This window comes from Mesorhizobium sp. WSM4849, assembly GCF_055811385.1.
Window position 1 is genome coordinate 170,616 of record NZ_JBVVPW010000003.1, and the last position, 19,621, is coordinate 190,236.

Sequence of the window (19,621 nt, forward strand, 5' to 3'; positions counted from 1 at the left end):
GAGCCGCGCCCTTGGGCTAATGAAGCGGACGTAGGCAGTATGGGCTATGGGGTTTGTTTTGCACGACTATCAGACGACACTTAGATCGCGTGCGACGCTGACCGGCACCGGCGTTCACAGCGGCAATCCCGTTACCGTTCATTTCCTGCCGGCAGACGCTGATACGGGTGTCGTGTTCCAGCTTTCGATTGGAAGTGAAGACCGGGAGTTCCGTGCGCTTGTTTCCGAAGTCGGCGCCACCGATCTCTGCACCATGCTCGGCGATCCGGCAGGCGAGCATATCGCCACCGTCGAACACCTGATGGCCACCCTTTTCGGGCTCGGCATCGACAATGTCGTCATCGAGATCGACGGCCATGAGGTTCCGATCCTTGACGGCAGCGCCATGGCGTTCGTCGAGGCCATCGACCAGGCGGGCATCGATACGCTGCCGGTCAAGCGCCGCTATATCCGTGTGGTCAAGCCGGTTCGCATCGAGAACGGTGCCTCCTGGGCGGAGTTCAGGCCCTATGACGGCACGCGCTTCGAGATCGAGATCGATTTCGAAAGCCCAGCGATCGGCCGTCAGCTGTTCGCATCCGACATGAACGCCGACATTTTCCGCCGCGATATCGCGCGGGCCCGTACCTTTGGTTTCATGAAGGACGTCGAGCGGCTGTGGGCAGCCGGCTATGCGCTTGGCGCCTCGCTGGAAAACTCCCTGGTGATCGGCGACGACAACCGCGTGATCAATATGGGAGGCTTGCGCTATCCCAACGAGTTCGTGCGCCACAAGACGATGGACGCCATGGGCGATTTGGCGCTGGCCGGCGCCCGGTTCATTGGCTGCTTCCGTTCCTATCGCGGCGGCCACAGGCTGAATGCAGCAGCGCTGCGCCGCCTTTTGTCGGACCGTTCGGCGTTCGAGATCGTCGAGACGACACGCCGCGAGCGCGGTCGTACCGCCGAGATGAGCGCCGTCTATGCGCCTGTCTACGCGCCCTGGATGATCTGATTCTTAACGTCTTTCGGGTTTTATGGCTGCCGGCCGGTGTTGCATGAATGCATCATTGGCCGGCGAAATCACGCAAGTGTGCAGGCTGCGCCAGGCCGCCACAAAAATGTGCGATTGGCCGGAGATAGCGTTGCCGGGCACGGCGATTATGGTTATGCCGACGACTGAAATGACGCCGAAAGGGCGGAATCCAATCATGTTCTTCAAGCGAATTGGTCAATCGAAAGCGCCGCATCGGGCTGTTTTCCTGGCGCTTTCGGTGGTTGTTCCATCGCTGTTCCTGTCGGCCTGCATGTCGTCCGAGAAGGATGTCGACCTGTCGACCTATGTCGAGCAGACCGAGCCGGCCGACGTTCTCTACAATCAGGGCCTCGCCAATCTGAATGCCGGGCGGCTGCAGGAGGCGAGCCGCAAATTCAGTGCGGTCGACCGCCAGCATCCCTATTCCGAATACGCCCGCAAATCGATGGTGATGGGCGCCTTTGCCGACTATCGCCAGGGCAATTATACCGAGGCGATCGGTTCGGCCAAGCGCTATCTCACGCTCTATCCGTCGACCGACGACGCGGCCTATGCCCAGTACATCATCGGGCTGAGCTACTACCGGCAAATCAGGGACGTCACCCAGGACCAGAAGGAAGCGCGTCAGACCGTGCAGACGATGCAGGAGCTGGTGACGCGCTGGCCCGATTCCGAATATGTCGATGACGCCAAGGAAAAGATCCGCTTCGCCAACGACCAACTCGCCGGCAAGGAGATGCAGATCGGCCGCTACTATCTCGAGCGCCGTGAATATATCGCCGCCGTCAAGCGGTTCCGCCTCGTGGTGGAGACCTATTCCAACACGCGTCATGTCGAGGAAGCGCTCGCGCGCCTTACCGAAACCTATTATGCGATGGGGCTGACATCGGAAGCGCAGACTGCCGCGGCTGTGCTCGGCACCAACTATCCCGACAGCGTGTGGTATAAGGATTCCTACAAGCTCCTGCAGACTGGTGGACTCGAGCCGCGCGAGAATGCCGGCTCGTGGATCGCCAAGGCCGGGAAGCTGATCACCGGCGCCTGAGCGGCGCGCCACCATGCTTTCCAGACTGTCGATCCGCGATATCGTTCTGATCGAGAAGCTGGACATCGATTTCTCGTCCGGTCTTTCAGTGCTGACCGGCGAAACCGGCGCCGGAAAATCCATCCTGCTCGACGCGCTGTCGCTGGCGCTTGGCGCCCGCGGTGACGCCTCGCTGGTGCGGCATGGCGCGGCACAGGGCCAGGTCATCGCGGTGTTCGACGTGCCGCGCAACCATCCTGCCCGCATACTGCTTGCCGACAACGCCATCGAGGACGATGGCGACATCATCCTGCGGCGCGTGCAGACGGCGGACGGCCGCACCCGCGTCTTCGTCAACGACCAGCCTTCCAGCGTGACGCTGATGCGCGACGTCGGTCATGCGCTGGTTGAGATCCACGGCCAGCATGACGAGCGTGCCCTGGTCGATCCCGGCGCCCATCGCGAATTGCTGGACAGTTTTGGCGGTCATCTCGGCGCTGTGCGGGCGACCGGCGAGGCATGGCGGTACTGGCGGGCCTGCGAGCAGGAATTTTTGCGGCACCGCGCCAAGGTGGAGGCGGCCGCCCGCGAGGCCGACTATCTGCGCGCCGCGGTCGCCGAATTGACGAAGCTCGACCCCCAGCCGGGCGAGGAAGCCGACCTTGCCGAATTGCGCGCCTCGATGATGCGGGCGGAAAAGATCGCCTCGGAAATCCATGACGCGCAAGATGTGCTCTCGGGCCCGTCGTCGCCCCTGCCGCAACTCGCCAGCCTGTTGCGGCGGCTGCAGCGCAAGGTGACCGAAGTGCCCGGCCTGCTCGACGACGTGGTCAAATCGCTCGACGAAGCGATGCTGTCGCTCGACGCGGCGCAATCGGGCGTGGAAGCGGCACTTCGCGCCACCGAATACGATCCGCGGCGGCTGGAACAGGCCGAGGAGCGGCTGTTTTCGCTGCGCGCCGCCTCACGCAAGCACAGTGTGGCGGTCGACGATCTGGCGCAACTGCGCGACACGATGGCCGCCGATCTCGCGGATCTCGACGCCGGCGAGGAGCGCCTGCACGGGCTGGAGAAGCAAACCGCCGCCGCGCGCGAAACCTATGACATTGCCGCGGCACAGCTTTCGTCGCTTCGCCATGCGGCGGCGATCGGATTGACCAGGGCGGTGATGGCCGAACTGCCGGCGCTAAAGCTCGAACGGGCCGCCTTCATCGTCGAGATGGCAAGTGAGGCCGAGAGCCGCATGGAAGACGGCATCGACCAGGTCGAGTTCTGGGTGCGCACCAATCCCGGCACAAGACCGGGCCCGATGATGAAAGTCGCCTCCGGTGGCGAACTTTCGCGGTTCCTGCTGGCGCTGAAGGTGGCGCTGGCCGACCGCGGCTCGGCGCCGACCTTGGTCTTCGATGAAATCGACACCGGCGTTGGCGGCGCGGTGGCGGACGCCATCGGCCAAAGGCTGGCGCGGCTGTCGAAGCGCGTGCAGGTGCTTTCGGTTACGCACGCGCCGCAAGTGGCGGCACGCGCGGCGACGCATTTCCTGATCTCCAAATCCGGCGGCGCCGATCGTGTTGCCACCGGCATCGCCGAGATGGACCGCGCGGCACGCCAGGAAGAGATCGCGCGGATGCTGGCCGGGGCGACCATCACCGACGAGGCGCGTGCGGCGGCCGAGCGACTGCTTCGCGAAAATACCGCAGCATAGCAGAGCTTATGCTTGGCGTTGTGGATCGAGTCAGGATGTGGCTCCATCCTGCTGTTCAGGTATGATTTTCCCAAAATCCTGATCTATTGTGGCGCGCCACCGCTGAAGCGCCGCGCGGTCTCTCGGACGCGCAAGGGACGCTGAAGCAATTTGATTTTGCGCATGACCCCGAAAATCGTTCCGGTCTTCGGGGTCATGCGTCGAGGAGCCGTGCATGTCCGATAAACCAGTCGATTCGCTCAGTGAAAGTGAAGCAGCCAGCGAGCTGAAGCGGCTGGCCGAGGACATCGCCGCTCACGACCAGCGTTACCATGCCGAGGACGCGCCGACGATTTCGGACGCGGCCTACGACGCGCTGCGGCGGCGCAACCTCGCCATCGAGCAGCGGTTTCCCGCCCTTGTGCGCGAGGATTCGCCGTCTCGGAAAGTCGGCGCGGCGGTCTCGGAAAAATTCCGCAAGATCGTCCATGCCATCCCGATGCTGTCGCTCGACAACGCCTTTGCCGATGCGGATGTGATCGATTTCGTCGGCCGCATTCGCCGCTTCCTCAGGCTCGGCGCCGACGCGCCGCTGGCCATGACGGCCGAGCCGAAGATCGACGGCCTGTCGCTGTCGCTGCGCTACGAGGCCGGACGGCTGGTGACGGCAGCAACGCGTGGCAACGGTCAGGTCGGCGAGGATGTGACGGCCAACGCCCGCACCATCGCCGAGATTCCCAATGTGCTTTCGGGGGATTTCCCCGAAGTATTGGAAGTGCGGGGCGAGGTCTATATGCGCCTCACCGATTTCGCCGAACTCAATCGCCGCAATGCCGAGGCCGGAAAGCAGGTTTTTGCCAATCCGCGCAACTCGGCAGCAGGCTCCTTGCGCCAACTCGACACGTCGATCACCGCCAGCCGGCCGCTGCGGTTTTTTGCCTATACCTGGGGCGCGGTGAGTGCCATGCCCGCCGACACGCAGATGGGCATGGTGGCGGCGTTCGAGCGTTTCGGCTTCAGGGTCAATCCGCTGATGAAGCTGTTCGACAGCGTCGAGGGGCTGCTCGAACAATACCGGCTGATCGAATCCAACCGGGCGACGCTCGGCTACGACATCGACGGCGTCGTCTACAAGGTGAACAGCCTCGAGCTGCAGCAGCGGCTGGGCTTCGTCTCACGCTCGCCGCGCTGGGCGATCGCGCACAAATTCCCGGCCGAGAAGGCGACGACGATCCTGACCGGCATCGACATCCAGGTCGGCCGCACCGGCGCGCTGACCCCGGTGGCGCGGCTGGTGCCGGTGACGGTCGGCGGCGTCGTGGTGACCAACGCAACGCTGCACAATGAGGACTACATCAAAGGCATCGGCAATAACGGCCAGCCGATCCGCGAAGGCCGCGACATTCGCATCGGCGACACGGTGAGCATCCAGCGTGCCGGCGATGTCATCCCGCAGGTCATCGACGTGGTCTTGGAGAAGCGGCCGCCCGACAGTATGCCATATGCTTTCCCAGTGCTTTGCCCGGCCTGCGGCAGCCACGCCGTGCGCGAGGAGGGTGAAGCCGTCAGGCGCTGCACCGGCGGATTGATATGCCCTGCGCAAGCAGTGGAGCGTCTGCGTCATTTCGTGTCTCGAGGTGCTTTTGATATCGAGGGGCTCGGTGAGAAGCAGATTGAGTTCTTCTTCCATGCCGAGGATCCGTCGCTGCGCATCTATTCGCCGGCCGACATCTTCACCCTGAAGGCACGGCAGGCAGCATCATTGACCAAGCTCGAGAATGTCGACGGTTTCGGCGCGACCTCGGTACGCAAGCTGTTCGCGGCAATCGACGATCGGCGGCAGGTCGAGTTCTCGCGCTTCCTCCATGCGCTCGGCATCCGCCACATCGGCGAGACCAATGCCAAGCGGCTGGCCCGCCATTTCCTTTCCTTTGCCGCTTTCCGCGAAGCCGGGCAAAACGCCGTCATGCCGGCCGGCAAGGGTGACCCTGGAAACGCTGCCTGGCAGGAGTTGAACGGCATCAACGGCATCGGCTCGATCGTTGCCGAAGCGGTGGTCGATTTCTTCGCCGAAGACCATAACCGGCAGGCGCTCGATGCATTGCTGGCGGAAGTCACAGTGCTCGACGAGGAGCCGGTCGGTGGCGTGTCGTCGCCGGTCTCCGGCAAGACGGTGGTCTTCACCGGTGCGCTGGAGAAGATGTCGCGCGACGAGGCCAAGGCGATGGCCGAAAAGCTCGGCGCCAAGGTCGCCGGCTCGGTGTCGAAGAAGACCGATCTCGTCGTTGCCGGACCAGGTGCCGGCTCCAAGCTCAAGCTCGCCAACGAGCTCGGCATCGAAGTGATCGATGAGGATGCGTGGTTGGCGCGGATCGGCAAGTCGTGACGGTGGCATTTAACGGGTTCGGCCAAAAGGCCATTCCTTTCCTCAAGGCACTCGATTTTCATCAGAGCCGGGAGTGGTTTCTGGAAAACCGCGACCTCTTCGAAGGCGAGTTGCGCGACCCCTTCGGCGATCTGGTCGAAACGCTGTCCGAGCGTTTCGCGGCAGCGGGGCTGGGTTTGCGCGGCGATCGCAAGAAGTCGCTGTTCCGGATCAATCGCGACGTGCGTTTCGCCAAGGACAAACGGCCCTACAACCGGCATCTGTCGGCAATCCTTTCGCCTGACGGCACCAAGATGGAACAGGGCGTGTTCTTCGTCCATATCGGGCTTGAGCGCTGCTTTGCAGGCGTTGCCTGGTGGCAGCCGGGTCCGGAGCTGTTGCTGGCGATGCGCAATGCCATCGCGACGCGGCCGGACGAATTCCGGGCGCTGATCAAGGCGCTGAAGCAAAACCGTCTCGAACTCGACGCGGAAGGCTGCATGAAGCGCGCGCCACGCGGCTTCGAGCATGTTACGGAGGCCGATCTCGCGGCGGCCATCCGCAACCGGCATTTCGCCGTCCGGCACGGGATCGACCCTGCGGGAATCCATGGGCCGGCATTGGTCGACGAGCTTGTCGATTTCGCCTTGCGGGCAAAACCGCTGCTTGACTGGGGCAGGGCGATCGAAGGCCAGGTCGAGTAGACTGGCTGCGTTCTAGCGATCATTTCCGCTGATCATTGGCTCAAGCGAATTGGTGTGACAAGGCTGGCGGCGCTCCCTACATACGGGCTTTCCCTAAGGAGTGGCTGATGTCGGCGGAAGCAATCTCCGAAAACCGCGCAAAAAGCGATTTCTGGCAAGGCGTGCGGCTCAGCATGCCCGTCGTCGTGGCGGCGGCGCCGTTTGGACTGCTGTTCGGGGCGATTGCCGTCGACAACGGTTTTTCGGTGCTTGAAGCCTTCCTGATGAGCGCCATGGTTTTCGGCGGCGCCAGCCAGATGGTCGGCATCGAATTGTTCGGGCAGCATGTCGCGCCATGGCTGATCGTGCTGTCGATCTTCGCCGTAAATTTCCGCCATGTGCTCTACTCGGCAGGCATAGGCCGGCGCATCGCGCACTGGCCAGTGATGCAGCAGGCCGTTGGCTATTTCATTCTGACCGATCCGCAGTTTGCGGTGGCTGAGCGCAAGGCGGAGGCCGGCGAGACGGTCGGCTTCGCCTGGTATATGGGGCTTGGCCTGCCGGTCTATGTGTTCTGGGTGACCGAAAGCGCGCTCGGCGCGGTGTTCGGCAAGCTCATTCCCGATACGCATGCGCTGGGCATCGACTTCCTGCTGCCGATCTATTTTCTCGGACTGGTCATGAGCTTTCGCAAACGGCCGCTGTGGCTGCCGGTGGTCGTCGCCAGTGCAGCTGCCTCCATCATCGCCTACAAGACGGTGGGCTCGCCCTGGCACGTCTCCATTGGCGCCGTGGCCGGCGTGCTGCTCGCGGTCATCCTGCCGCCGCACCACAGCGGTGTGGAGGCGCGGCCATGAGCACAACCTTGTGGATCATCATCGCCGGTGCGATTGCGACCTATCTGACCCGCATCGGCGGCCATCTGGTGATCTCGCGCTTCGAAAACATCCATCCGCGCGTCGAGGCCGGGCTGAACGCCGTGCCTGCCGCGGTGCTGACGACGCTGGTGGCGCCCGCGGCGCTTGGCGCCGGGCCGGCGGAATGGGCGGCATTGATCGTCGCCGGGCTGGTCTCGCTGCGCGGCGGGCTTATGGCGATGTTTTTGGCCGGCGCCGCTGTGCTGGTCCTCGCCCGCCAGTTCGTCGGGTAACCGGACCGGCTGAGTACGCCAGTCCTACTTGCGCACGATGTCGGAGATCGCGGGGTCGAATCGACCTCCTGCAAAGAGCGTGCGCATCGTCTCTTCCGGATCGAGACCAAACATTTCGGCGGCCGTCACCGCAATCAGCGCGTCGAGGTCGAGCGTCGGTGCGAGGTCGCGTCCTTGGTAGAGCGCACCGGTAGACAGTCCCGGCCAGTCGGCCAGCACCCGCCCGCCATTCACCGCTCCGCCAGCGATCATCGCGGCCGATGCCGTACCGTGGTCGGTGCCGCCAGTGCCGTTGACGGCGACAGTGCGGCCAAACTCAGTGGCGACCAGCACGGTCGTATCCTTCCAGATATCGCCGAGCCCAACGTGCAACGCATCGATGAGCGCGTCGAGCGTTCTGAGCTGGTTGGCCAGCCTGCCTTGCTGGCCGCTATGCGTGTCCCAGCCGCTGGTTTCGATCATGGCCACGCGCGGTCCGTCGGCCTTGGAGAGGAAGCCCGCAGCGGTGCGGCCGACGCTCGCTGCGTCCTTGCGCTGCGAGTTCACCGCGCCCAGCGCCCGTGTCTCAATCGCGCTGCTCCACAGCGTATGCAGCTGTTCGTCGGCGTCATAGAGCTTGCCGACGCGCATCATCAGGTCGTCCGGCGCCTCTGGCAGGGCGGTTGGCGCATAGGAGGTGACGTCCGCCTGGCCTCGCAGCGCTAGCGGGATGGTCGGTGCAAAAGCGATCGCTTCGCTGCGAGACTTCGGCAGCATGCCGACCAGCCGGTTCAGCCAACCGTCCTGGCGCTCATAGGGCGAGGTGCCGCCGCTTTCGAGCACATTTTGACCGTCGAAATGCGAGCGCTCGCGATAGGGCGAAGCGACCGCCTGGACGAACAGTGCCTGCTTGTCCTGATGCAGCTTGCGGAGCCGGGTGAGCGAAGGATGCAGGCCAAACGTACCGTCGAGCTTTGTCGGATTGTCGATTGCCAATGAGCCGCGCAGTGTGCGGTAGGCGGGGTCGGCATAGGGAATGATCGTGTTCAGCCCGTCCGCGGCGCCGCGCTGGATGATGAAAACGAAGCGGCGGTCGGTTTCCACAGTGGCGAAGACGATGTGCGGCGCGATCAGCATCGAGCCGAGGCCGACGCCGGCGAGAGTGAGGAATTGACGGCGTTTCATCTTGGTCATCTCCTCTGGAAATCGGGCGACACGAGCAGCAGCGCGATGCCGGTGCGCCGGCTCTCGGCGCGGTCGACTTCGGCCATCGTCAGCTCGCTGAGTGAGCCGGCAAAGAGTTTTTGCGCGAGATCTCGCGGATCGATGTCGCCACTCTGTGCGGCGAGGCGCTGCGCCGCCTCGACCCGGCGGACCAGTGCGTCGGGTGCCGCCCAGCTCCCGCCAACGTCGTCATAGCCGGCCGGCGAACGCGGCCGCCATACCGGTTGGCCGAGCTGGTTGAGCAGCTGCGCCAGGCGCGGCTTGCCGATGTCGCTGCGGCCCAGGCCGCGCAGCGCCGAGATCGTCCATTCCCACGGCGTCTTGAACTTCGCCGCCGCCGGTTGCCAGGCCTCTGGACTGTCGATGAGCGCGCGGTAGACGGCGACGAGATCGCCGTTGGACCGGCGAAAGGCTTCGGCGAGCCGTGTCACGACCGCTGCCGGCGGCTCGTCGGCGATGAAGTGGCGCGCCAGCTTAGCGGCGATATGCGTTGCGGTCGCCTCGACCGCCGCGAAGTCGCCGATCACGGCGAGCGCCTGTTTGTCCCCGCCCTGGTCGTAGGTCTTGCCCATGATCGTGCGTTGGCCTGGCTCGTGCAGCCCGGGTCGAAAGGTGAAGGTGCCGGCCTGGCCCCGCCCTCTGGCGCGTCCGGTGCTGAAACCGGTCAGCGCCAGCGCGAATTCGGTCACGTCGGCCTGGCTGTAGCCGGAGCGTGCACCGAGTGTGTGCAGTTCCATGATTTCGCGGGCCAGGTTCTCGTTGATGCCGGGTTTGCGCTTGGTGTTGCGTTTTGCTGCGCGGTTGGCAAATCTCGAGTTGGGACCGATCGAGCGCACCTGGTCGAGATAGAACAGCATCGCCGGGTGGCGCTCGGCGGCGAGTAGCATATCTTCGAAGCGGCCGAGCACATGCGGGCGGATCGCCTCGCGCTCGAAGGCGCCGGCGATCAGGGTCACCTGCGGTTTCTCCGCCGAGATGGCGAAATGGTTCGACCAGAAATGCACGAGCCGCTCGATGAAGGGCGTCGACGTTTCGAGCGCCGCGCGTGCCCGCATGTCGACCTCGTCGCGATAGAGCGCTTGAGCCTCCTGGCGCGCCGCCTTGCGGGCGGCCATCTTTGCGGCCCCCTCGGCGTCCTTGGCCTCGAGCATCGCCTCGACGTAGCCGTCACCGAGTGTGGCCGAGTCCTGCGCGCCGAAAAAGACGGCTGGGTTTGCATCGTAGTCTTCGAACTGCGCTATCAACCAGGATTTCGGGTCGGCCGGTGTCTCGTCTTCGGGCCGGGCGCCCAGGCCGAAGCGGTTGAGCGCAACCGCGACCTCGCTCGGACGTGCCAATCGTGCCTCCGTCAGCATTGCTTCAGAGGCTTCAATGCGGCAGTGACCGGAATCCGTCGCTCTTTCCAGCTCTATTTTTCGTCCGCTCGGCGCAGCATGTTGCTGCGGCCGCGCAGGCCGTCGACAAGCCGCGCCCTGTCGGCTGGCGTCAGTGTCGTCGCGAAGCTCACGATTGCCTGTTCGAGCCGGCCGCGCAGCGCCATATCGGCTTGCCGGACCGAGGCGAGCGTCTCACTGACAGCCGCTGCGTCGATCGGCTCGGCCTTGATCAGGCGCGCGACCTGCTCGCGGCCGGTCCGAGCCGCTTCGATGTCGGCAGCCGACTGGCGCCGCGCCTCGGCGAGCGCTTGGCGGAACGCCTTGCGCTGCTCGGGCGACAGGCCGGCCGCGGCGAAGCGCAGGCCGCGCTGGTCGCCCACCCCGTCGCGCTGCCCCTCGCGCGTCTGCCACATATAGCCAGCGCCGGCAGTGGCGCCGAGCACGAAGATGTTCAGCGCCAGCGAGACGGCAAGCAGGATCCTGATGCTGCGTTCGCTCATTGCACGTCCCCCTGCATGTCGCCGAATGCGGTCAGCGCATAGGCGCCGCCATCGTCAGGGGCGCTGTTGAGCGACAACAGCACGGCGACTGTCAGCACACCGGCCAGCGCGCCCGCCAGTCCGATGCCGGCCAATCCGGCACACTGCCAGATGAGCCGTGTGCGGCGCCACAGCGCAGGCGGCGCCGTGGCGATGATCCTTCGCGCGAGCGCGCCGTCCGGAGCTGCGACGCGATGGCACGACAGCAGATCGTCGAGCTCCGCCGCTGGTGCAAGTGCGACTTCGGCTTGAGTCGGATTGGCGGCGATGAAGTCCAGCGCCGCCGCCCGCTCGTTTTCAGGCCATCGCTGCGGCGACCCGCCATAGGCGGCAACGAGCTCGGAATACCTCTCTGGAGTCATGTCATTTCGTCCCTGTCTCGTCCGAGCCTGGAGCGCAACTGCCGCCGCGCCCGCGACAAGAGGCTTTCCAATGCCGCGATGCTGATCCCCATGACCTCTGCCGCATCGCTGTTCGAAAGCTCCTGATAATACTGCAGCACGATCGCCTCGCGCTGGCGCTCCGGCAGCTCGGCCAGCGCGCGCTGCACCTGGTGCTGATCGTCGGCCGCGAGCATATCCGCTTCCGCGCCCGGGCGTTCGTCGGGGCGATCGGGAAGCTCCGCCACCGGCGTCTCCCGCCGCCTGCGCAGCCGGTCGTAGCAGAGATTGAGTGCGACGCGATGCAGCCACGTGTCGAACTTCGCCTCGCCGGCGCGCCAGCCCGGAGCCGCCTGCCAGATGCGCAAGAAGGTCTCCTGCGCGACGTCCTCCGCCTCGCCGCGGTCGCCCAGCATTCGGGTGGCGAGACGGATCAGCCGCGGCAGCTTGCGCTCGACCATGGCTTCCACCGCAGCCGCATTGTTTTGCGCGATCAGCGCCAGAAGCCGCTCGTCGCTCTCGCCCACGCTCTGCCTTCTCGTTCCACCACGCCAGACCTTCTGCCGACACAACCGTCATCCTGCACCCGCTATGTGCCTTCAACGAGTTTCAACGCGAAATCCGTCGGCGACCCGTGCTTGGCGTGATAGACATGGCTCCGGTCTGGCGGCACACCATTGGCGGAATGTTCGGTTGAAGGGCGCCCCACCAATGATTCCTGGAAGGTCGCCTCTACGGTATCCTCCCGTCCATCTCCGGGAACAGGACGACGCTTTCCTGAGCGGTCGGTTCGTTGCGGGCGCCAATAAAAATGGCCGGCGCGCTTGCCCGGTTCACGGCGACGTGGAGCACGTTGGCGGGAATATAGAGATAGTCGCCGGGATGCACGACGTCCCGAAATTGCAGTTCGTCCCCGCTCCACATCTCCAGCTCGTCTCCGCTCAGCATATAAAATGCTGTTTCGTGACGTGCGTGGACGTGGGCCTTGGTCCGCTTCCCCGGAGGCATCGTGACGACGCCCAGCCAAAGCGCCTTCGCGCCGACGGTCTCAGCACTTATTCCCGGCAGATAGTCCGACCCCTGTTCGGCCCGATAAGCCTCGCCAGCCCCGACGATTACAGCTTTTCTGTCGCTGGGCGCCACACTGTCCGCTCCTGACGGTTGCTTCAACATCGTCATTTCGACCTCCATTTGTGTTAGTCTATACGAAGAACGGCCAAGATGACCGCACGTCCGGCCGGAGTCCTAAAAGGGGAGGCGAAAAGTTCCGAATTCTTCCGAAGCCGGTAAGCGGAATGTCGCAGCGCCGCGATGCTTAGCGTTCGGCCCGTTCGTGCTCGACATGCTGCGCGGGGGGCTTGTCCGCGAGGGCCGGCCGGTTGCGCTCGGGCACAAAGGCTTGTCGTTGCTTCAAGCCCTGCTGGAGACACCGGCTCAAGTGCTGAGCAAGACGGCGCTTATGGAAGCGGCTTGGCCCGATGCCGTTGTCGAAGAAAGCAATCTCTCTGTGCAGATTGCAGCCCTGCGCAAGCTGCTCGGGCCACAGCCAGACGGCAGCGAGTGGATCGCCACGGTTCCCCGCACCGGATATCGTTTCGCCGGCAGCGTCCGTGTGCTGGACGCCGCTGCAGACGGCGCGCTGCCAAGTTCCGGCCAGCCGGCGGGACTCTCCGAAAGACCGTCCATCGCGGTCTTGCCGTTCGCCAATGTCAGCGGCGACGGGGAACAGGCCTATCTGGCTGACGGCATCACGGAGGACATCATCACAGCGCTGACGAGGTTCCGCTGGTTCCGGGTGATCGGCCGCAATTCCAGCTTCGTCTACAAGGACAAGCCAGTCGACTCCAAACAGGTGGCCCGCGAGCTTGGCGTCCGTTATGTGCTGGAAGGCAGCGTGCGCCGGTCCGGCCAGCATATTCGGGTCTCGACGCAATTGGTCGATGCGGCCTCGGCCAATCAGATCTGGGCCGAACGATACGAGATGGAAATGACGGAGGCATTCGCCGTCCAGGATGCCATAGCCGAGCGGGTGGCCGGCGCGATCGAGCCCGAACTTCTCAAGACGGAATCGCTTCCAGCCACTGCACGCAGCAGCGGAAATGCGACGGCCTGGGACCTGGTGCGGCAAGGTACCTGGCATTTCCACCACGTCGGCCGTCAAACTCACTTGAGTGCCCGCAAGCTGTTCCGGGAGGCATGCAGGCTCGATCCTGAACTCGCAGAGGCCCATCTCTGGCTCGGCCGGGTGAGCGCCGGCATCGTCGCTTACGGCTGGAGCGACAAACCGGAACAGGATATCCGGGAGGGCCTGGATGCAGCCTTGAAGGCGGTTCCGCTCGACGAGAAGAATCCCTATTCGCACTACGCGCTGGCCATCTGCAGCATCTACGCCAATGCACCGGAACAGGCCGTTCTTGCCGCGGAAAAGGCGATCGAAATCAGCCCAAGCTTCGCCCTTGGTCATCTGGTGTTGGGGATGGGACAGTTTTTTCGTGGCAGCGCATCCGAAGCGATAGCGCCGCTCGAACAAGGCCTTATGTTGAATCCTTACGATCCTCAGAACTTCGTCTGGTTCAATGTTCTGGCGCTCGCCTACTTGTTTGCAGGACAGGCAAACGAGGCTCTTGCCGCAGCCATCAAGGCGCGCAAGATCGCTCCCGCATGGCGGCCCACTCACGAAACTCTCGCCTGCTGCTACGTTTCGCTCGGCCGCTTGCCGGAGGCCGGATCTTGCGTCGAGCTGATGCGGGAAATGGAAAACCCTTCAGGCGATGCCTTGGCGCCGCTCAGGCTGCGCAATCCACATTGGGCAGATGAGATGGCGCATCTGTTGAAGAAAGCCGGTTGGCAGCGATAACGCTACATGCCATTTCCGGCCTTGCCGAAAATCAGGATTTCTGGTCGTGCGGCAGTGGTGCGGTTGCCTTTTCAAGCCAGGCCAGCGTCTCGCCGTCGAGCATCGGTCCGATCTCGGCCATCACACGCGCGTGGTATGTGTCGAGCCAATGCAGCTCGTCGCGCGTCAAAAGGTCGGATCGCACCAGCCTGGTGTCGATCGGCGCCAGCGTCAGTGTCTCGAAGCTGTGCATGGCGATGTCGCCGCCCTCTATCTGCTCGGCTGGTGTCACCAGAATGAGGTTCTCGATGCGGATGCCGTAAGAGCCTTCCTTGTAGTAGCCCGGCTCGTTGGAGACGATCATGCCTGCCAGCAGCTTTTCGGTGCCGGTCCTTGCGATGCGCTGCGGGCCCTCGTGCACGGCCAGATAGGAACCGACGCCGTGGCCGGTGCCATGGGCGAAATCGCAGCCATGTTTCCACAGAGCGAGGCGCGCCACGGCATCGATCTCGGAACCGCGCGTGCCCGGGGGAAAGCGCAGCATGGAAATACCGATCATGCCCTTCAGCACCAGCGTGAAGCGTTCGCGCATTTCCTCGGTCGGTGTGCCGATCGGCACGGTGCGGGTAATGTCGGTGGTGCCGTCCTGATACTGTCCGCCCGAATCGAGCAGGAACAACTCGCCAGGCTGAAGTTTTCGGCTGGTGGCGCGGGAAACGCGGTAGTGCATGATGGCGCCGTTCGGACCGGCGCCCGCGATTGTGTCGAAGGACACATCGCGCAGCGGCATTTGCGTTTCCTCGCCGGTGCTGCGGCGGCACTCCTCAAGCTTGGTGACGACCGCGATCTCGTCGAGCTTGCCGGGTTCCTGGCGGTCGAGCCAGCAAAGCAGCTTGGCCACCGCGGCGCCATCGCGGCGATGCGCGGCGCGGGCGCCGTTGATCTCGGCCTGGTTTTTCGTCGCGCGTGGAATGCGGGCAGGATCGGGTGCAGTGATGACGGTGCCGCCATTGTCCTCGACCAGCATTCTCAGTTTCTCCGCCGCCAGCACCGGATCCAGCGCGATTCTTGCGCCGCGCTTGGCCAATCCTGCGATCGCCGCTTCGAATTCACTGGGTTCGTGCAATTCGGCGAGCTGCGTCAGATAGGCCGCGACGGTGCGCGAAAACTTGCGTTGGTCCATGAAAAGGAGATGCGACCCATCGGCGGCGAGCACGGCGAAGCCGAGTGCCAGCGGCGTGTGCGGCACGTCGCCGCCGCGGATGTCGAAGGCCCAGGCGATGGAGGACGGGTCGGTCAGCACGGCATGGGTGGCGCCGTCCTTGCCGATGGCCTCGGCCAGCCGTGCCAGCTTGTCCTTGGCCAGTTCGCCAGCAAAGGCGATCGGATGGAGCTCGACCGGCGCCAGCGGTGGTTCGGGCTGGTCCTTCCAGATGACGTCGATTGGATTCTTCTCGAGCGGCACCAATGTCGCTCCCGATTTTTCGGCCGAAGCTTTCAGCGCTTTCACGTCGCCGATCGTCTGCAGCCACGGATCGAAGCCAAGCCGCACGCCCTTGCCGAGATTGTCCTTGATCCAGGTGGGAGGCGGATTGTCGACCAGGCTTTCGATCGAGAAGATGTCGAGATCGACCTCCTGGCGCACCTGCAGCGTGTAGCGCCCGTCTACAAACATGAAAGCACGGTCGCCGAGCACGATGGCGACGCCGGCCGAGCCGCTGAAGCCGGTCAGCCATTTCAGCCGCGCCGAGCGGTCGGCGACATATTCGCCCTGATGCTCGTCGGCACGAGGCACGATGAAGCCATCCAGCCCGTTGGCCGCCAGCCATTGACGCAGCAACGCCACACGCGGCTTGGCGACAGCGGGGTCGCCGGCGGGATCAAAGGTCTGGAACATGACGGGCCTCTCCTCGGATGTTGGCGCGACCGTAGCGCATGACCCCGAAAATCGGAATCGACTTTTGCTGGGCGGATCTTCGGTTCGGAGAAAATCAGCGCAAGATCAAAGTGCTACAGCGTCCGCCGCCTGACAATCGGCGGGATTTGGTCCAGCAGCATCGCATTTTCGCATGGACGCCATGCAGAATCAGCGATTTTCAAACAGGTCAGCAGAGCTTACCTTTTTGACGTGGAGGAAAGAGTCTTATTGCCCTGCAAAGGAGACCATCATGTCCACGATTTCAGCCAGACGCGGATTTTTCAGAAGCGCTGTGAATGCTCTCATCGAAGCGCGACAGCGCGAAGCGAGCCGCTATGTGAGCGGCGTTCTGCTTGGCTTTGACGACGAAACGCTGAAAGCGAACGGCTACGATCGCGAAGAACTGAAGAAGGCGGCAAGGTCGCGCTACGTCTGAGCGAATTTACGGCTTGCGTTTGAAGGCGCTGCGCGTCACCGCTTGAGGTGGATTGTCACCCAGCCTTCGCGATGCAACGTCCTGACATGGCGGAACTGCTGGCCGACATAGGCCGAGACCACCGCGTCGCGCTGCCGGTCGAGGATGCCTGACAGCACGATCGAGCCGCCCAAACCGATATGCTTGGCCATTTCGGGCGCCAGCCGCATAAGCGGCCGCGCCAGTATGTTGGCAACGATGAGGTCGAAGGGCCCGCGGGCTGCAAAGATCGGATGGTGAAAGCCCGGCGCCGTCACCGTTTCGACGAGCGCCTTGACGTGGTTGAGCCGCGCATTGGCGGCGGCGACTTTTATGGCGACCGGATCGATATCGGTCGCCAGCACCGGGATATGGGCGAGCTTGGCCAGCGCGATGGCCAGAACCGCACTGCCGGTGCCGAGGTCGAGCGCGTTGCGCGGGCGCTCGCGCCGCACGACCTGTTCCAGCATTTCAAGACAGCCGGCGGTGGTGCCGTGATGGCCGGTGCCGAAGGCGAGGCCCGCCTCGATCTCGATGGCGAGTTCGCCGCTGTGGCGCTTCCCGCGGTCATGCGCGCCGTGAACAAAGAAACGGCCGGCGCGCACCGGCTTCAGTCCCTCCAGCGAACGCGACACCCAGTCGATATCTGGCACGGGCTCGCGCGCAATCGGCCTCGACAAGGCAAGCCCAGCAAGGATCTCTTCCACGCGCGCCTCGACGGCATCGACATCGCCGTCGGCATAGAGCGACACTTCGTGGATGTCGCGGTCCTCGTCGACTTCGACCAAGCCAATCGGCAGGCCCTCATCTTCGAATGCCGCTCCGAACGCCGCGAAGATACGGTCGGCCTCGATCTTTCCAGTGCTGAAATAAAGTCGCGTTTGGGTCATCAAACGATTTTCTTTGTGAGCATGATCTTATCCGAAAACCGGTTCCCACTTTCGCTGGCGCGGACCTTCGGTTCGGGATCAGGCACTAGCCTGCCGCCAGCCGCTTGAGCTTGGCGATGGCGGCGTCCGGGTTTTCGCCATAGGCGATGGTGCCGGCGAAATCGCCCCTGGCGTTGAGCAGCAACACCGAAGCGGTGTGGTCCATCGTGTAGTCGCCGTTGCCGGTATCGACCTTTTTCGAATAGATGCCGAAGGATTTGGCCATGGCACGGACCTTGTCCGGTTCGCCTGTTATGCCGAGGATGCGGTCGGAGAAGTTGCTGATATAGGCGTTCATGATTTCGGGCGTGTCGCGCTCCGGGTCGACCGTCACGAAATAGGCGCGCAGATTCTTGCCGTCGTCACCCATCGTCTTCAGCCAGCCGGCCAGTTCGAACAGCGTGGTCGGGCAGACTTCCGGGCAATGGGTGAAGCCGAAGAAGACGACGCTGGGGTGGCCGCGAAACTCAGCCTCGGTGATCGGGGCGCCCTTCTGGTCGACCAGCGTGAACGGCGCGCCGAACGGCTCGCCGCCATAATGCCCGCGGTACCAGTCGAAGGTGAGCCAGCCGATGCCCGCCGCCATCAGGACGAGAATGCCGACCAGAATTGAACGCATCATCAATTGGTGTCCATTGCGATTTTCATTGGCGCCGTATCGGCGCCCTGGAGCTTGTTGGGCGAACACTCTTAACGGTTAGATCTCGCGCGCGCAAAGATGTCGCGTTGCCGCAACCGGCATTCCTGTCAAAAAATGATCCGCTTGCAAAGCGCTGCCGCCCGTCCCACCTGAGGTCGGCAAAACTCGAACCGCAGGAGGCTTCCTTGCAAGGACTGATTGGGCGAAAACTGATCGGCGGCGCTTTCGCCGCATGCCTTGTCATCGGTGCTGGTGCGGCTGTCGCCCAGGAGGTCGGCAAGGTCGGCGTCGACTGGCTCGGCAACGACATCATCGTCGAGGCGATCAAGGACCCGAAGGTCGAAGGCGTGACCTGCCACGTCTCCTATTTCGACCGCGGCGTGATCGATCGCCTGCAAAAGGGCAACTGGTTCGAGGACCCGTCCGATTCCTCGATCTCGTGCCGCCAGACCGGGCCGATCACCATCAGCGACATCGACATGAGCGAGGCCGGCGAGGAGGTATTCAAGCAGGGCATCAGCCTGATCTGGAAGAAGCAGGTGGTGAACCGCATCTACGACAGGACCAATGAGACCCTGATCTATCTGTCGCACTCGCGCCAGGTGCAGGACGGTTCGGCGAAAATGTCGGTCACCACCGTGCCGCTCTACGGCCAGAACGTGGTGTGGAGCAACGGCAAGCCGAAATAGGCTCTGGTAACAGGTGACGGACGATTGGTCCCGCTTGCGGGACCAATCGCTCGGGCGTAAAGCCGCCGGCATGGATCGCCCCGAAAATCTTGTCCTGAAAGATCCCGAGCCGCGTATCCACCCGACCGCGGAATTGAAGGCGTGCAAGCTTGGACGATACGCCTCGATCGGCGAGCGGGTCATCTTGCGTGAAGTCATAGTGGGTGATTTCTCCTATTTCGAGCGCCACGCCGAGGCGATCTACACGACCATCGGCAAGTTCTGTTCGATCGCCGCCAACAGCCGCATCAACGCGCTGGAGCATCCGATCGAGCGGCTGACCCAGCACAAGCTCAGCTACCGGCCGAACGAGTATTTTCGCTGGCTGGGCGTCGACGCCGGATTTCGGGAGCGACGGCGGGCAAAGGCCGTCAGTATCGGCCACGACGTCTGGATCGGCCATGGCGCGGTGATCATGCCTGATGTGACCATTGGCAATGGCGCGATCGTCGGCGCCAACGCTGTGGTGACGCGCGACGTAGCTGCCTATTCGATTGTCGCCGGTGTTCCGGCCAGGCAATTGCGCCAACGTTTTGCGGCGGACATCGCCGCGCGGATCGAAAGCCTCGCCTGGTGGGACTGGCCGGTTGAAAAATTGGCCAAGGCCATCCCCGACATGCAGGCGCTGTCCATCGAGGCCTTTCTCGATCGCTGGGAAAACGAAATACCCTGATCTTGCGGGCGCGTGCACGGTTAT

Annotated in this window: 20 protein-coding genes; 11 read left to right on the top strand and 9 right to left on the bottom strand. The window is 63.7% G+C overall.

The window, feature by feature from the left end; all coding sequences use genetic code 11:
* The first annotated feature begins 46 nt into the window (after window positions 1-46).
* From lpxC to AC0L3L_RS04255, 7 genes are all read left to right on the top strand, one after another.
* Window positions 47-994: a UDP-3-O-acyl-N-acetylglucosamine deacetylase gene (gene lpxC / locus AC0L3L_RS04225; RefSeq protein WP_473636667.1), complete on the top strand. Its 948-nt coding sequence runs from the start codon at window positions 47-49 to the stop codon at window positions 992-994.
* A 196-nt stretch (window positions 995-1,190) separates the two neighbouring features.
* Window positions 1,191-2,060 carry an outer membrane protein assembly factor BamD gene (locus tag AC0L3L_RS04230; protein ID WP_123152109.1) on the top strand — a complete coding sequence of 290 codons (870 nt, stop codon included), beginning with the start codon at window positions 1,191-1,193 and terminating at the stop codon, window positions 2,058-2,060.
* Window positions 2,061-2,073: 13 nt separating this feature from the next.
* Complete coding sequence (recN, locus tag AC0L3L_RS04235) at window positions 2,074-3,744, top strand: DNA repair protein RecN (protein WP_473636668.1); 1,671 nt, start codon at window positions 2,074-2,076, stop codon at window positions 3,742-3,744.
* Between the two features lie 214 nt (window positions 3,745-3,958).
* Entirely contained in the window at window positions 3,959-6,109 is a 2,151-nt protein-coding gene (gene ligA, locus AC0L3L_RS04240) for an NAD-dependent DNA ligase LigA (protein WP_473485255.1), read from the top strand.
* Window positions 6,106-6,792 (top strand): DUF2461 domain-containing protein, encoded by a 687-nt coding sequence (locus AC0L3L_RS04245; RefSeq protein WP_473636669.1) that lies wholly within the window; start codon window positions 6,106-6,108, stop codon window positions 6,790-6,792. The genes ligA and AC0L3L_RS04245 overlap by 4 nt, the downstream gene beginning before the upstream one ends.
* A 107-nt stretch (window positions 6,793-6,899) precedes the next feature.
* Window positions 6,900-7,628, top strand: a complete 729-nt coding sequence (locus AC0L3L_RS04250) for an AzlC family ABC transporter permease (RefSeq protein WP_473636670.1) — start codon at window positions 6,900-6,902, stop codon at window positions 7,626-7,628.
* Window positions 7,625-7,921, top strand: a complete 297-nt coding sequence (locus tag AC0L3L_RS04255) for an AzlD family protein (protein ID WP_077383210.1) — start codon at window positions 7,625-7,627, stop codon at window positions 7,919-7,921. The genes AC0L3L_RS04250 and AC0L3L_RS04255 overlap by 4 nt, the downstream gene beginning before the upstream one ends.
* Window positions 7,922-7,945: 24 nt before the next feature.
* Here AC0L3L_RS04255 and AC0L3L_RS04260 read toward each other — a convergent pair whose 3' ends face one another.
* The 6 genes from AC0L3L_RS04260 to AC0L3L_RS04285 form a co-directional block, all read right to left on the bottom strand.
* Entirely contained in the window at window positions 7,946-9,085 is a 1,140-nt protein-coding gene (locus AC0L3L_RS04260; RefSeq protein ID WP_473636671.1) for a DUF1501 domain-containing protein, read from the bottom strand.
* A 5-nt stretch (window positions 9,086-9,090) separates the two neighbouring features.
* A complete protein-coding gene (locus AC0L3L_RS04265) occupies window positions 9,091-10,461 on the bottom strand; it encodes a DUF1800 domain-containing protein (protein ID WP_473636672.1) in 1,371 nt (456 codons plus the stop codon).
* Between the two features lie 71 nt (window positions 10,462-10,532).
* Window positions 10,533-11,000 (bottom strand): periplasmic heavy metal sensor, encoded by a 468-nt coding sequence (locus AC0L3L_RS04270; RefSeq protein ID WP_473485260.1) that lies wholly within the window; start codon window positions 10,998-11,000, stop codon window positions 10,533-10,535.
* Window positions 10,997-11,401, bottom strand: coding sequence for a hypothetical protein (locus AC0L3L_RS04275; RefSeq protein ID WP_473636673.1), 405 nt, complete (start codon window positions 11,399-11,401; stop codon window positions 10,997-10,999). Before AC0L3L_RS04275 ends, AC0L3L_RS04270 begins: the two co-directional genes overlap by 4 nt.
* Window positions 11,398-11,946, bottom strand: a complete 549-nt coding sequence (locus AC0L3L_RS04280) for an RNA polymerase sigma factor (protein WP_473636674.1) — start codon at window positions 11,944-11,946, stop codon at window positions 11,398-11,400. Before AC0L3L_RS04280 ends, AC0L3L_RS04275 begins: the two co-directional genes overlap by 4 nt.
* 205 nt (window positions 11,947-12,151) lie before the next feature.
* Entirely contained in the window at window positions 12,152-12,598 is a 447-nt protein-coding gene (locus AC0L3L_RS04285; protein WP_473526593.1) for a cupin domain-containing protein, read from the bottom strand.
* Between the two features lie 163 nt (window positions 12,599-12,761).
* On the opposite strand from AC0L3L_RS04285, the gene AC0L3L_RS04290 reads away from it, so the two are divergent.
* The gene (locus tag AC0L3L_RS04290) at window positions 12,762-14,276 is read left to right on the top strand and encodes a winged helix-turn-helix domain-containing tetratricopeptide repeat protein (protein ID WP_473636782.1); all 1,515 of its coding nucleotides are present in this window, start codon (window positions 12,762-12,764) and stop codon (window positions 14,274-14,276) included.
* Between the two features lie 31 nt (window positions 14,277-14,307).
* On the opposite strand, the gene AC0L3L_RS04295 is transcribed toward AC0L3L_RS04290, so the two are convergent.
* Window positions 14,308-16,152 carry an aminopeptidase P family protein gene (locus AC0L3L_RS04295; RefSeq protein WP_473636675.1) on the bottom strand — a complete coding sequence of 615 codons (1,845 nt, stop codon included), beginning with the start codon at window positions 16,150-16,152 and terminating at the stop codon, window positions 14,308-14,310.
* Window positions 16,153-16,423: 271 nt separating this feature from the next.
* On the opposite strand from AC0L3L_RS04295, the gene AC0L3L_RS04300 reads away from it, so the two are divergent.
* Window positions 16,424-16,609, top strand: coding sequence for a hypothetical protein (locus tag AC0L3L_RS04300; RefSeq protein ID WP_029351430.1), 186 nt, complete (start codon window positions 16,424-16,426; stop codon window positions 16,607-16,609).
* A gap of 35 nt (window positions 16,610-16,644) precedes the next feature.
* Here AC0L3L_RS04300 and AC0L3L_RS04305 read toward each other — a convergent pair whose 3' ends face one another.
* Together AC0L3L_RS04305 and AC0L3L_RS04310 are read right to left on the bottom strand one after the other, a co-directional pair.
* Window positions 16,645-17,517 (bottom strand): 50S ribosomal protein L11 methyltransferase, encoded by an 873-nt coding sequence (locus AC0L3L_RS04305; protein ID WP_473636676.1) that lies wholly within the window; start codon window positions 17,515-17,517, stop codon window positions 16,645-16,647.
* 85 nt (window positions 17,518-17,602) lie between these two features.
* Complete coding sequence (locus tag AC0L3L_RS04310) at window positions 17,603-18,178, bottom strand: SCO family protein (RefSeq protein ID WP_473636677.1); 576 nt, start codon at window positions 18,176-18,178, stop codon at window positions 17,603-17,605.
* Window positions 18,179-18,390: 212 nt separating this feature from the next.
* Between AC0L3L_RS04310 and AC0L3L_RS04315 the strand changes: the two genes are divergently transcribed.
* Window positions 18,391-18,885: a CreA family protein gene (locus AC0L3L_RS04315; RefSeq protein ID WP_473636783.1), complete on the top strand. Its 495-nt coding sequence runs from the start codon at window positions 18,391-18,393 to the stop codon at window positions 18,883-18,885.
* A gap of 70 nt (window positions 18,886-18,955) precedes the next feature.
* Window positions 18,956-19,597: a DapH/DapD/GlmU-related protein gene (locus tag AC0L3L_RS04320; RefSeq protein ID WP_473636678.1), complete on the top strand. Its 642-nt coding sequence runs from the start codon at window positions 18,956-18,958 to the stop codon at window positions 19,595-19,597.
* The last annotated feature ends 24 nt before the right edge of the window (window positions 19,598-19,621 follow it).

Coding starts and splice junctions, on each gene's coding strand:
- lpxC (WP_473636667.1), top strand. CDS start 47: ATGGGGTTTGTTTTGCACGACTATCAGACGACACTTAGATCGCGTGCG.
- AC0L3L_RS04230 (WP_123152109.1), top strand. CDS start 1,191: ATGTTCTTCAAGCGAATTGGTCAATCGAAAGCGCCGCATCGGGCTGTT.
- recN (WP_473636668.1), top strand. CDS start 2,074: ATGCTTTCCAGACTGTCGATCCGCGATATCGTTCTGATCGAGAAGCTG.
- ligA (WP_473485255.1), top strand. CDS start 3,959: ATGTCCGATAAACCAGTCGATTCGCTCAGTGAAAGTGAAGCAGCCAGC.
- AC0L3L_RS04250 (WP_473636670.1), top strand. CDS start 6,900: ATGTCGGCGGAAGCAATCTCCGAAAACCGCGCAAAAAGCGATTTCTGG.
- AC0L3L_RS04255 (WP_077383210.1), top strand. CDS start 7,625: ATGAGCACAACCTTGTGGATCATCATCGCCGGTGCGATTGCGACCTAT.
- AC0L3L_RS04260 (WP_473636671.1), bottom strand. CDS start 9,085: ATGAAACGCCGTCAATTCCTCACTCTCGCCGGCGTCGGCCTCGGCTCG.
- AC0L3L_RS04270 (WP_473485260.1), bottom strand. CDS start 11,000: ATGAGCGAACGCAGCATCAGGATCCTGCTTGCCGTCTCGCTGGCGCTG.
- AC0L3L_RS04275 (WP_473636673.1), bottom strand. CDS start 11,401: ATGACTCCAGAGAGGTATTCCGAGCTCGTTGCCGCCTATGGCGGGTCG.
- AC0L3L_RS04285 (WP_473526593.1), bottom strand. CDS start 12,598: ATGACGATGTTGAAGCAACCGTCAGGAGCGGACAGTGTGGCGCCCAGC.
- AC0L3L_RS04290 (WP_473636782.1), top strand. CDS start 12,762: ATGCTGCGCGGGGGGCTTGTCCGCGAGGGCCGGCCGGTTGCGCTCGGG.
- AC0L3L_RS04295 (WP_473636675.1), bottom strand. CDS start 16,152: ATGTTCCAGACCTTTGATCCCGCCGGCGACCCCGCTGTCGCCAAGCCG.
- AC0L3L_RS04300 (WP_029351430.1), top strand. CDS start 16,424: ATGTCCACGATTTCAGCCAGACGCGGATTTTTCAGAAGCGCTGTGAAT.
- AC0L3L_RS04305 (WP_473636676.1), bottom strand. CDS start 17,517: ATGACCCAAACGCGACTTTATTTCAGCACTGGAAAGATCGAGGCCGAC.
- AC0L3L_RS04310 (WP_473636677.1), bottom strand. CDS start 18,178: ATGATGCGTTCAATTCTGGTCGGCATTCTCGTCCTGATGGCGGCGGGC.
- AC0L3L_RS04320 (WP_473636678.1), top strand. CDS start 18,956: ATGGATCGCCCCGAAAATCTTGTCCTGAAAGATCCCGAGCCGCGTATC.